At 54.0% G+C, this 13,040-nt stretch carries 9 protein-coding genes; 1 reads left to right on the forward strand and 8 read right to left on the reverse strand.

Annotated elements, in window-relative coordinates; all coding sequences use genetic code 11:
- Nucleotides 1–18: 18 nt before the first annotated feature.
- From IE156_RS15385 to glcD, 7 genes are all read right to left on the reverse strand, one after another.
- Nucleotides 19–1,554 carry an aldehyde dehydrogenase family protein gene (locus tag IE156_RS15385; RefSeq protein WP_229841391.1) on the reverse strand — a complete coding sequence of 512 codons (1,536 nt, stop codon included), beginning with the start codon at nt 1,552–1,554 and terminating at the stop codon, nt 19–21.
- 216 nt (nt 1,555–1,770) lie between these two features.
- A complete protein-coding gene (locus tag IE156_RS15390) occupies nt 1,771–2,718 on the reverse strand; it encodes an AraC family transcriptional regulator (protein ID WP_189393496.1) in 948 nt (315 codons plus the stop codon).
- Between the two features lie 124 nt (nt 2,719–2,842).
- Nucleotides 2,843–4,309, reverse strand: coding sequence for an APC family permease (locus IE156_RS15395; RefSeq protein ID WP_189393498.1), 1,467 nt, complete (start codon nt 4,307–4,309; stop codon nt 2,843–2,845).
- A 194-nt stretch (nt 4,310–4,503) separates the two neighbouring features.
- The gene (locus tag IE156_RS15400; protein ID WP_189393500.1) at nt 4,504–5,811 is read right to left on the reverse strand and encodes an alginate export family protein; all 1,308 of its coding nucleotides are present in this window, start codon (nt 5,809–5,811) and stop codon (nt 4,504–4,506) included.
- Nucleotides 5,812–6,223: 412 nt separating this feature from the next.
- Nucleotides 6,224–7,447 (reverse strand): glycolate oxidase subunit GlcF, encoded by a 1,224-nt coding sequence (glcF, locus tag IE156_RS15405; RefSeq protein WP_189393502.1) that lies wholly within the window; start codon nt 7,445–7,447, stop codon nt 6,224–6,226.
- Nucleotides 7,432–8,517, reverse strand: a complete 1,086-nt coding sequence (gene glcE / locus IE156_RS15410) for a glycolate oxidase subunit GlcE (RefSeq protein WP_189393504.1) — start codon at nt 8,515–8,517, stop codon at nt 7,432–7,434. The genes glcF and glcE overlap by 16 nt, the downstream gene beginning before the upstream one ends.
- Nucleotides 8,517–10,016 carry a glycolate oxidase subunit GlcD gene (gene glcD / locus IE156_RS15415; protein WP_189393506.1) on the reverse strand — a complete coding sequence of 500 codons (1,500 nt, stop codon included), beginning with the start codon at nt 10,014–10,016 and terminating at the stop codon, nt 8,517–8,519. Before glcD ends, glcE begins: the two co-directional genes overlap by 1 nt.
- Before the next feature lie 197 nt (nt 10,017–10,213).
- Between glcD and glcC the strand changes: the two genes are divergently transcribed.
- A complete protein-coding gene (gene glcC, locus IE156_RS15420) occupies nt 10,214–10,978 on the forward strand; it encodes a transcriptional regulator GlcC (RefSeq protein ID WP_189393507.1) in 765 nt (254 codons plus the stop codon).
- A gap of 8 nt (nt 10,979–10,986) precedes the next feature.
- On the opposite strand, the gene IE156_RS15425 is transcribed toward glcC, so the two are convergent.
- Nucleotides 10,987–12,567, reverse strand: a complete 1,581-nt coding sequence (locus tag IE156_RS15425; protein WP_229841393.1) for a phytoene desaturase family protein — start codon at nt 12,565–12,567, stop codon at nt 10,987–10,989.
- Nucleotides 12,568–13,040: the final 473 nt, after the last annotated feature.

Raw genomic sequence — 13,040 nt, forward strand, 5'->3', positions numbered from 1 at the left:
GCGCAACTAGCGCCACCATCAAACCGCGTCGAACGCGTCCTGCTCCATGTAATGATGTACAGAACTCTTGATGCGGGTGTGGGCCAGAACGGATTCTTCGCTCAGGTCATGCCCCATACCGGAATTTTTCCAACCGCCAAACGGCAAATTGACGTCCAGCGTATTGTGGGTGTTGACCCAGACCGAGCCGGCCTGCAATGCACGCGTCATGTAGCGCACGCGATCCAGATCCCGGCTCCAGATACTGGCGCCCAAACCAAACTCGGAATCATTGGCCAGGCTTACGGCCTGAGCATCATTCTGGAACGATGCGGCCACCAGAACCGGGCCGAAAATCTCCTCGCGAACCACCCGCATCGTTGGGCTGACGCCCGCCAGCACCGTTGGTTGCACATACGCGCCCGGATGATCCAGACCTGCACCACCGGTACGAAGCGACGCCCCCTCGCGCACACCCTCTTTCACATAATTGAGCACGTACTCGCTGTGCGCCCGATTGATCAAAGGCCCCATTGCCGAGTCCGAGTCCAGCGGCGCGCCCAGCTTGATGGACTCGGCAATCGATACAATCCCCTCAAGCACCTGCTCGTATACACTGGCGTGCGCATACAGACGCGAGCCTGCACAACAATTCTGACCATGATTGGCGAAAATGGCCCAGGCCGCCTGCGGAATGGCACGCGACAGATCAGCATCCTGCGCGATGATGACGGGCGACTTGCCGCCCAGCTCTACGCTGACGCGCTTGAATGCGCCGGCGGCCTCACGCGCGACCAGTCGACCAACATGGGTAGACCCGGTAAAACTGACCATATCGACATCTGGGTGACGCACCATCGCTTCGCCCAGCCCTGGCTCGCTGCCAGTCACAATATTCAAAACGCCTTCGGGCACACCCGCCTCCAGCGCCAACTGCGCCAGATACAAGGCTGTCAGTGGCGTACTGGGTGCAGGCTTCAGGACAACGGTGCAACCGGCCGCCAGCGCAGGAGCGATTTTCCAGATGGCCAGTCCAAGGGCGACATTCCACGGAACAATCGCTGCAACCACGCCCACCGGCTCGCGAAAGGTATAGCCATCAAGTTCGCCATCAGTCACGTAAGGTACTGACAATCTTGTTGTACGCCCTGACAGCTTGGTCGACCAACCCGCCATATAACGCAAAACATGGGCCGAATAATTCACGTCCACGTCCAAGGTATTACGCAGCAAACGACCACTGCATATGGTCTCGATTTCAGACAGGGTGCGCGCATGCTCCTCAAGCAACTGCGCCAGGCGCAGCAAGCAGGCCTCGCGTTGATGTGGTCGGAAGCGGCCCCAAGACCCTCGCAATGCCCGCTTGGCGGCCGTCACTGCCTCACCCACATCCGATGCGCTTGCCTGTCCAGCATGTGCAAACACCTGGCCATTACTCGGATCACGCAAGGCATAAGTCGATGCCGTCTGAATCTGCCGCCCACCTATATGCAAGCCGTGTGGCAACTCCAGAAAAGTGCGTGTCTCCTGCCCCAACAATTCATAATTATTGTCCAGACCCAATTCAATCTCCACAGACGTGCTACCCCTGCACACTGCCTTATCAGTGCACATGGCAACATTCAAAACAAGGTTGATTCAATATCCCGTATGCGGCTCAAGCGCGTTAAACAAGAGCCGGACTAGCTGTAAAGGGTAACGATGTGAGGACTGTGGCAATAGGCTTCAAAGCGCAAGTGCTAGCCCTAAAGTGCAGCAAATCACAAAGCTAGGACCGCCGCCTTACGCGGCTTAGCGTGGCCGCAAAATTTCAGAGGGGCTCTGACCGAATCGAGCTCTGAAATCACGCGCGAATTTTCCCAGATGGAAAAAACCATATCGAGTCGCAATGTCGGTCACGTTCTCACCCGTCTCACGCGCATCAAGCAGGGCTATGCGGGCTGCATCGAGCCGCATCCGTTTCAACTGCGCACCCGGTGTGGTCTGACGGAAATTACGAAATCCCGCATGTAAAGTACGTCGACTAACACCGACCGCCTGCACCAAATCATCAACACGAATAGGCGCTGTCAGGTGGGCATGCATATACTCTTCGGCCCGCTTGATAAAAATTGGCGCCAGACAGGCCTTTGCCGATTCGGGGCGTTCGACCAAACGACGGGGCAAGGCACGTACCGCATTGACCACTATTTTTTCAATCGTGTGCTGAAAAACCGGCAAATTCAGTAAGGACTCACCACTGATCGTATCCTCGCAAATTGCCTGCAAAATTCCTGAGAATGCCCGCGCATGCCCATCGGCATTGATACGAGCAATCTCGAAAAGCGCCTTGCGTCCCGATTCGTCAACATCCTGTGAATCCTCCGGGCAGTCAATCGTTGCAGCATCCAACAGCAAAGTAAGGTGGGTATAGTCAGCCGACATGGAGGACTCAAAGCACTGGCCAGGATGTACAACGTGCATCATTCCTGGCCTGACCTCATAACAGGCCCCGGCCTGACGATACTGAGCAGTTCCGGTCAAAGGAATCTTGAACAAGTAATGGTCAGTTAGCTGTTCAGACTGCAGACAAACCACACCGGCAGGCACGCCGTACTCAATGAAATGCAAGGACAGTCCATCAAGCAACAGACGGTTATGCGTAAAACACACCGCTTGCCGAGTGTCCAGATCAAGTTGGTGCGGAGAAAGAATACTGCTTAAATGCTCCCGCGCCTGCTCAGCGAACCGCGTACTCATTGCTGGAAATCTTTCCAGTCTGAGTGCGCGATGGACGCTCTGAACACGCACTGCCGCTAAGTGTTGAACTGCTGCCTCGTATCTCATCCGACCTCCATGCCATCAGAAAAACGCATGTCTCCCATCAGCCCACCGAAGGCGCCAACACTTCCTGTTCGACGCTCGTAGAGCCTACTCTCTGATAAACCGACTGACGATTGCGCTTGAGCCAGCTACCATGCGAGTAACCCGCAATGACGACCAACAAGAACAAAAATGGCAGGTTATTGACTAAGACAGAGTCTGTGCCTGTCAATGCGGAGTAATTCTTCAACGACAAGAAGGTAGCCGCTGCCAACAACACACCCGCGACTAAGGGCGCCACGATAGTCGCCAGCGAATACTCACCACGTCGGGCGAAAAAAACGCACATGGAAAAGGAAGTGGTGGTGAGCAGACACATCAAACCGACTGCCCCCATGGACGACAGGCTGGTCGCAAGATTGAGCAAAGGGTCCAAACCGGCCAAGGCAAACGAGCCAATAACCACGACAAAAATACTCGTCAACGCCAGACAGGCGATATAAGGCGAACCGTGCTTGGGATGAACCTTGCCAAATACAGCAGGAATCAACCCATCACGCGCTACAGCGAAGAAATAACGCGCAATATTATTCGCGAAACCCAAGGCAGCAGCAAACAGGCTAGTCACCACCAGCAAATTGAGCGCATTGCGTCCCCACTCACCCAAATACTGCTCGCCCATGCCCGTCAGCAAACGGCCAGGATCAGCGGCCGCTACCGCCTGCAGTTTTTCCGGGGTGACACTGAGAACCAGACACCAGGACGAAAAAACATAAAATGTACCCAGGATCAGGATGGCGCCGTAGGTTGCCCGAGGAACAGTCACCAGACTGTTCTTGGCTTCCTCGCGATAGATAGCCGTTGCCTCAAAGCCGACTACACCATTAATGGCGTAAATAATAGAAATGCCAAACCCGGGGGCCAGTATTGCAGCCGGCGTAAAGCTACTGAAATCCAGGCCAGGCCATCCGACATGGTACAAAATCAGCACATCCAGTATCAGGATGAACACGACTTCCAAAATCAACAGTACAGCCAGCACCTTGGCCGCCATCGTGATCTTCCGATAGCTCAGAAAAGCGATCAAACCCACGCTGATGGCCGCCCAAAGCTCCCAGCGCGTGACCACACCAAAAACTTCCTGTACAAAGTCCGTGGAGAAAAAGGCCATCGCCCCCAAGGTCGAAGTAGCTGCGCAAATATACGCAATGATGGCGACATACGCAGCCGCCACGCCGACCTGCTTATTCAAACTGATGGCGATATATGCATAAAAGGCGCCCGCATTGCGAACATGAGGGATCATGCGAACATAACCCACTGCAAAAATCAGCATCACTAGGCAAATCAATAGCATGGTGCCAGGCGTACCGACACCATTACCAAACGCAAATGCCAATGGCACCAGCCCGCCCAATACCCCCAGGGGAGCAGCACAGGCCAAAATCATAAAAATAATATCTGCTGTGCCCAACTGCCCAGGCATCAAACCCGGTGTGGATACAGACCGCGCATCAGTGTGGCTCATTTTTGTCTCCGTTTTCATATTTTGTGATGGATGCGCCATGTGCAATCAATGCTAGTTGGTCGTCTTGAAAGTAGGTATTGCCTTTTTTTCGCAAAAATTTGCAATTTCGGCCAAAGCCTAAAAAATAAGGCGCCGAATAAATAAGCTAATCAAGCAATCACGATAAGACTGAGCTCGCGACATGGCAGATTCGATCAGAAGTTTGCCGACAGTACCAACTGCGTATACACATTGGTCGAACTACTGCTCTGACTGCCGCCATTGCCCTGATCCTTGCGCGGCTTGTACAAGCCAAACAAAGGGGAGACAGAGATATGACGCGTCACCGCCCAATCCAGATACACCTCAACCGCGTTCGCGTCTGCATTCAGCACAGCACGATTAGCCACCGTTCGATAGTTATAGAAAAGCGCACCCACGGTCAGGTTTTCGTAGGGGCGGGCTCGCAGGGAAATCGCATGTACCGCCAGATTGCTGGCGAACGATCCACGTACATAATTCCCCGCCACTTCGCCAAGAGTCCATCCGTCATCCAGATAGCCACCAGTAAAAAAACCATCCCAATTTTTGGGGTAATAGCTATAGCGATAGCTGATTTCCGGCTTCCAGGGAAAGTCAGCGAAGGTATAGCCAGCCTGGGCGGACCAGGCAACTTCATTGCCGGACTTTTTATCCTGCAAAGCCACATCAAAACCAAACTTGGCATTGGGTATACCGGCATTACCTTCGCCCCATAAGCCATACATTTTGATATCTTTGCGCTCAATCGTTTTGGCGTCAGTGAACTGTTTATCCACATTCAATCCACGAATGTGAGTCATGCCCACTGTCCCTTCTGCTGCGGTGTACTCCAGCGTGGCGAGCGCCATTTCCGTCTTGCTAAGAGCCGGATTCTTGGACTTGATCCACATCGCACTGCCATGCAGGCCCTCTTTCCCCCCCAGCCGTAGCACAGCAGTATTTGCAAATGAATGCCGGGCGCCCAAGTAATACGCACCGCCGCGGTCATACTCAAGCCCCATGCCTCTGCCCGGATTGGCGGCGTCATCGTTGATCAGGAAACCTCGGCCAATCTTGATGGGCTGACGCCCAAACGAAACGTCAATACCGTCCTGACCTAAAGCAGGTAACAAAGAACCGGAGCGCCAACCAATATACGCATCCTCGAAACTGGTGCGCCGCTCCTTACCAATCGAGTAACCACCAGGATCACCGTCGCCCCAGGTGGCCGAGCTGATCAAAGCGAGACTACCGTAAACAGAGCCGGCACCAATACGGTCTGTTTCACCGCTGAATCCATACTTGGCAAATCCTTCCTGCCATCGGAAACTGCCTGAGCGGCCTATGTAATTATGTTTACTGCTCAACAGACCATAAACGACTGTCAGATCAGCATTAAGATGCGTACCTTCATCGCGATAAAGCTCATAGGCTTGCGCTTGAGGAACTAATGCATACAAAGGGCCCAGAAAAAGCAAGGTTGCGCGAATCGCCGAGTGCATAAAGCAACTCCTTTCTTATAAGTGCTACTGCCTGAAATCATCCTGTGGATGTCAAAGTGAAAGGACCAGCACCGGCTCCCCATAGCCGTTTTGCCTGCGCTAGCTCCTACCCTTACAGGCTAAAGAGTCCGTGTATCTCGTCGCTATCCCATTCACGCAGATAGCAGCCCTTTCTTGCACTTATTCTTGACAAAACACTAAAACCTATGGTTTGCCCTAATGCTTCCGTGGCCTGTAGACACTGTTAGCCGCTCTGGCGCCAAGCCCACATGCCTGCAAAATAAGGGATGTGCTGAGCACGCTTTATGGACATACTCTGGCAGCCATCCATCTCCTTTTCGCTGGAACACAAATAAAAAAAGCCCGCTATATCAGCGGGCTTTTTTCAAAACTTGATCGGACGGGTACACCTTTATCCGATCAGATACTCATCCACCAACTCAATCCAATGCTTGACCGAGGTCCGCCCCGCCCCATTTAAATGATTCCCACAAGCCATATTGGCGGTAACAATCAAATCTGGTTTGCTGCTTTCCAGCGCATCCATTTTCCGATCTCGCAGGCGTCCTGCAATCTCTGGCTGCGTCAACGAGTAGGTCCCGGCTGAACCACAACACAGGTGACTATCCGGCACCGCCCCCAGATCAAACCCAAGACGGGTCAAGGCGGACTCAACCCGGCCACCCAACTTCTGAGCGTGCTGCAAAGTACAAGGACAATGAAAAGCCAAACGTGGGCGGGTTTGCGAGTTCAGGTACTCCTCCAAAGGCTGGTCTTCTAGCACTTCAACCAGATCTTTAGCTAAGTCGCTAACTCGACGAGCACGCTCGGCATACACAGGATCATTCCTGAACAGGTCCACGTATTCTTTGATGAAAGCCCCGCAGCCGCTAGAGGTCTGCACAATCGCCACCGCTCCTTGCTCGATCTGCGGCCACCAGGCATCGATATTGCGACGCGCCTGGTCCAGGCCCTGTTCCTGCGCACCTAGGTGAAAGGACGAGGCACCGCAACAGCCTGCCTGGGCAATCGGTGTCACGCTGATTCCTAAACGATCCAGCACCCGCGCGGTAGCCGCATTAATCGACGGCGCCATGGCGGGTTGCACACAGCCCTCCAGCATCAAAACCTGCTTGCTGTGGCGTTGTGCGGGACGGCTCAAATCTGCACTACGTTTAGGCGGGATTTTTTCCTGCAGCGAAGACGGCAGCAAAGGACGCAGGGTTCGCGCCACACCTAACAAGGCACCGACTCGCCCCGGTTCAGGCAAGATTTGTGTCAGTGCGACTCGCATCGCCCTATCCTTCAAAGGCCGCTTCACTTTAGGCTCCAGGGCAGCCCGGCCTATATCCAGCAGATTGTGATATTTCACCCCCGACGGACAGGTGGTTTCACAGTTACGGCAGCTCAGGCATCGATCCAGATGATGTTGAGTCAGCTCCGAGGTTGCCTTGCCCTCCAGGAACATTTTGATCAGATAGATACGGCCGCGCGGGCCGTCCAGCTCGTTGCCTTGGTCCAAATAGGTAGGACAAGTCGCATTGCAAAATCCACAATGCACGCAGGAGCGCAAAATGGCCTGGGCTTGCTCAGCTTGCGGCAGCTGCTGAGCCCATTGGGTCAGTTGTGTTTGCATGTGGACTCCACCGAAGTGAATAAACGACCGGGATTAAAAATGGCCGCAGGATCTAATTGCTGTTTCAAGCGCTGATGCCAGATCAACAAGGACTCGGGCAATTCATCCTGCCCTGCTCCCGATCCCGACCAACAACGAGCATGACCGTGCAAGGCGCGAGCTTGCGCGTGAATCTGCTCAGCAGGGGCATTGGACTTAAGCCACAACTGCGTACCGCCCCAATCCACCAGGATCTCACCGGGCCATGTTTGTACCGGCGCATCAACCGGTAAGGCAATCCGCCACAAAGTACCAGTCTGGTTAAAAAAGGCCAGACGCTGCTCGCACAAATCATCCCAATACGACACCTCCAGCACATCTCCACCTATCTGCTCTTGCGCCAGCCGCACCGAGCTATCGCCACCTTCCAAACGCAGATGCAAACGACCATTCTGCCAGGCAGCTCCCGTAATAGGACGGCTTTGATCGCGCCATGCACGCAACAAACCAGCCACCTCTGACTGTGTGACATCCAAAGCCAATGTCGCCCGGCTACGTGGGCGCGGCAAGACTTTGAAGGACACCTCGGTAATCACTCCCAATGAGCCCTGTGCGCCTACCATCAGTCGCGATACGTCATAGCCTGCGACGTTCTTCATGACTTGGCCGCCAAAGCGCATATGCGTGCCCATGCCACTGATCAGACGACAGCCCAACACATAGTCACGCAAGGCGCCAGCCCAAGGGCGGCGCGGCCCTGACAAACCACAGGCTGTCGCACCACCGACTGTCGCCTTGCCCTCGAAGACAGGCGGTTCAAACGGCAGGCATTGACCTTGTTCGTTTAAGACAGCCTCCAAAGCCTGCAAGGAGGTTCCAGCGCGTACCGTGACAACCAGCTCTGCCGGGTCATAGTCCACGACACCCTCATGGCCGGCCAAACACAAGTCCTGTCCTTGAACCGCTTTGCCAAGAAAGGCTTTCGTGTTTCCGCCAACAACACGCAATGGGGTTTTCGTGCTCAAGGCCTGCTGAACCTGTTCCAGCAACTCGACGCTGCGATCCTGAGTTTTATGTTCTACCTTGCTCATCAGAAGCGCTCCAACTCAGGAAAAGGCAACTGCCCATGATGGATATGCATCCCGCCCATTTCGGCACAACGATGCAACGTGGGGATGTTCTTCCCAGGATTCAACATGGTTTTGGGATCGAACGCAGCTTTAATGGCATGAAAAAATTGCAGTTCGTCTGTATTGAACTGCACGCACATCTGATTAATTTTTTCTCGGCCCACACCGTGCTCGCCGGTAATCGTGCCACCCACTTCCACACACAATTCCAGAATCTTGCCACCCAAAGCCTCCGCACGTTCCAGCTCGCCTGGCTCATTAGCATCGAACAAAATCAAGGGATGCATATTGCCGTCCCCCGCATGAAAGACATTAGCCACGCGCAGACCATACTCTTCAGACAGCTCTGCTGTTTTCTTGAGGACATACGCCAGCTGACGACGCGGAATAGTCCCATCCATGCAGTAATAGTCAGGGGAAATACGGCCTACCGCCGGAAAGGCATTTTTACGCCCAGCCCAAAAGCGCTGCCGCTCCTGCTCATCGCGGGCCACCCGTACCTCTTGGGCACCGGCTTTGAACATGACCTGTTCAACACGCGCCACATCGTCCTGCACGTCTTCCAAAGCGCCATCAATCTCGCAGAGCAAGATCGCTTGGGCATCAACAGGATAGCCAGCGTGAATAAAATCCTCGGCAGCACGGATGGACATCTGATCCATCATTTCCAGCCCAGCGGGCACAATCCCTTGGGCAATAATCTGCGCCACCGTATCCGCTGCTTTTTCCACATCATCAAAACTGGCCAGCAGTACCACCGTGCAAGGTGGGCGAGCCAGCAGCTTGACCGTAATTTCCGTGACAATGCCCAGCATCCCTTCAGAGCCGGTAAATAAAGCCATCAAGTCAAAGCCGGGCGTATCCAGGGCTTCAGACCCCAGAGTCAGACGCTCGCCTGTGACGGTAATAACTTCCAGACGCAAGATATTGTGTACGGTCAGGCCGTACTTCAGGCAGTGCACCCCGCCCGCATTCTCGGCCACATTGCCGCCAATCGAACAGGCGATCTGTGAAGAAGGATCCGGCGCGTAATAAAGCCCAAAAGGCTGGGCCGCCTGAGAAATAGCGATATTGCGTACACCGGGCTGGACACGTGCAATCCCCGCTACGGGGTCCAGATCCAGAATCTGATTCAGACGAGCCATTACCAACAAAATGCCTTGCTCCAAAGGCATGGCACCGCCCGACAAACCGGTACCTGCTCCGCGGGCTACCACGGGCACACCCACTTCGTGAGCCAGCCGCATCACAGCTTGCACCTGCTCCACATTACGCGGTAGCACTACCAACAAGGGCTTGCTACGGTAGACACTTAAACCGTCGCATTCATAAGGGTGCAGTTGCTCATCTGTGTGCAACACATCCAGGCCGGGAATGTCATCGCGCAAACGGCTGAGTAATTGCATCTTGTCCACGCGGGGCAAGACGCCGTCTAATTTTTCGTCATAGAGCAAACTCATCGACGTCTCCTATTTTTATAAAGTCTTCTAAACCGGATAGTCTTTGATGAGCACCTGCTTGTCCAGCGCATCCATTACTGGTCAGACCAGTTTTTACCCTTAGTCCCGCCTAGGGTTTATCTTTATACTGATAAAACAGATAGATAGCTATTTAGTTTGTTATTATTTTCACAGGTACAAAACTGGTCAGACCATCAATGAAAATGCAGGAACCCAAGCGGCTGGATACGTCCGCCGAGCTGGTTGCCCAGCGCATCGAAACCTTGATTATGGATGGCGTCCTGAAACCAGGACAAGTCTTGCCGTCGGAACGACAGCTGACACAAAGGCTGACGGTCTCCCGTTCTGCCTTACGCGAGGGCCTGCAAATCCTGCGTGTACGCGGCTTGATTGAAACCCAGCATGGCAAAGGTTCCTTCGTTGCCAATCTGATTGATTCCGCTGCCAGCAAACCGCTGGAGCACCTCTTGCAAGCGCAGGGGCGCACCCTTTACGACTTGCTGGAAGTGCGCGAGTTACTGGAGAGTGAGGCCGCCCAACTGGCTGCCTCCAGAGGGACAGAAGCAGATCACATTATGATCCGGCGACGCTTTCAGGAACTGGAAGATCTGCAAGCGCAGGAAGGTGCGCCTGAGCAGATTGCTCGGGCAGATCATGCTTTTCATCAAGCCATTTGCGAGGCTTCTCACAATCCGGTCTTGGTGCACATGATCAGCCTGTTCAACGATTTGATGCTGTCTACCGTGCGGGTGTCCGTGCAGCATCTGTATCCCGATCAAGACTCCAAGCGCAAGCTGGATAGACAGCATGCTCGTTTATGCCATGCCGTCACCCAGGGTCAAGCCGATCTGGCGCGACGTGCAGCCAGAGAACATATTGATGGAATACGCAGGCAGCTTCAGGAGCTGGAAGCCAGGCAATTACGCCTGGAACACGCCCGCCAGCGCCTGAATGGGTTATAAACCTAGGCTTACTTAGCCAGGATATTGGCCAACATATAACCTGATCCAGCACCCGTTCCCGCCCCTGGCCAAGTCGATGCACCACACAAGTACAAGTCCTTAATCGGCGTCTTGTATTGTGAGTAACCGGCAACAGGGCGGAAGAAGAAGTTCTGATCCAGATGATGACTACCTGAAAGATTGTCCCCCCCAATCAGGTTGGCATTGAACTGCTCCAGATCTTGGGGCGACATGATATGGCGGGCCAAAATCATGCTCCGTAAGCCGGGAGCATAGCTTTCCAGCAGATCCAATACACGCTCTGCATAGGCGTCTTTCAGCTGCGACCAATCCCCCGCTGTAATCTGTCCCAAGGCATCACCCTTTACTTGAGCAGGTAAAACACGGACCTGAACCCACAAGGTATGTTTGCCTTCAGGTGCACGGGATGAATCCAAAGCAGTGCCCTGCCCAACCACCAACACAGGCTCTGCTGGCAACAGGCCAGCGGCGGCTTCCGCATACACGCGGCTCATCATGGCCATATCGGGAGCCAAGTGCACGTAAGAGAAGCGCTGCAAGTCCGCACCGGCTTTCCAGTCAGGCAATCCATCCATAGCCAAATGGATCATCATGGTCCCCAACCCAGGGCGGAAGGCATCCACTTTTTTCTGATAGTCGCTAGGCACAGCTGGGGACTGTACGAGACGGCCAAAAACAAGCTGAGGATTCAGGTTAGCAATCACCGCTTTGCGCGCTTTCAGGCGTCGACCATCCGTTAAAACAACACCGGTGGCGCGGCCATTCTCTTGTTCAATCGTCTGCACAGGAGCATTCAACAACAGCTCCCCACCCAACTCCTGCAATAGACCGGTCATCGCACGGATAACCGTGTCTGCCCCACCCTGCCCGATCACCATCCCAAAGGCCTGATTAGCCATAGATTCCAGATAAGGGAACAAAGCACCACCGGCGGTATCAGGAGTGAAATCCACATGCAGGCCCCAAGCTGCCATCATGGCTTTCAGGGAATCGCTTTCAAAGTGACGATCCAGAAAGTCACGCGGAGTCGCCAGCAGCAGTTGCAGTAGCTCGACTACTCCATCCTTACCCAGCTCACGCCAGCTCTTCCAGGCACCTTTCAACAGGCTCCAAGAAGGCATAGGGCTGCCAAGCACAGCAAATAGATGGGGGGCTTTACGCTGAAAATCATCCAGCATAGCCTGCCAGGCAACAGCATCCTTATCGGAAATAGCCCGGATACGCGTCAACGTCGTTTCCAGATCCGTGCTGACGCCCAAATAAGTATGATCACGAAAGATGCTGGCAAAGCAATGTTCAGCAGGAACAAAGGCCAAACCATGCCGAGTTAGCGCCTCTTTATGGCGCTGATAAAAAGCAGAACCGGCGAACGAAGACAGATTCATCGCGCAGACATCATGCCGGAAGCCAGGTAAGGTCAGCTCCTGAGTGCTGACCGCACCACCAGCCGAACTCTTAGCCTCTACGACCTGAACCTTCCAGCCCTGGCTGGCCAGTTCCACCGCCGCCGCCAAGCCATTGTGCCCAGCTCCAATCACGATCGCATCCACTACTGTCTCTGCACTCACGGCCAACTCCTTTAGCTCTAAAGTATTTATCCATATTCTACGGCTCAAACAAAGAACTGAGTAGGAGTTTAAGAACGGAAGTTAGAAGTTCTAAGAAGAAATAAGGAAGAAGCAGAGAGGGGTGGCACAGAGTGCGAAGGGACAATCTCGGCCTGATGCCTAGATCAGCAGCCTTGTCTAAGCCGCTCAAGCACGTCATCGACAGACAGACAGACAGACAGACAGACAGACAGACAGACAGAGGAGGATATGAGCCCAGAGAGGTATGCAATACGGGCCGCTCACCCCGAGCGAAGTAGAGACGAGCTCTTGTCCTTGCCCCGGTTTACGCCGCCTATTTTCTGCGACATAAAAAACAAAACCCCCACAAGCAATGCTTGCGGGGGTTTTGAGGAATAAGAGCTTGACGATGACCTACTTTCACAGACGTCCGTCCACTATCATCGGCGCAAAGGCGTTTCACAATCCTGTTC

The sequence above is a fragment of the Alcaligenes pakistanensis genome (assembly GCF_014652815.1).
Taxonomy (GTDB): domain Bacteria; phylum Pseudomonadota; class Gammaproteobacteria; order Burkholderiales; family Burkholderiaceae_B; genus Alcaligenes; species Alcaligenes pakistanensis.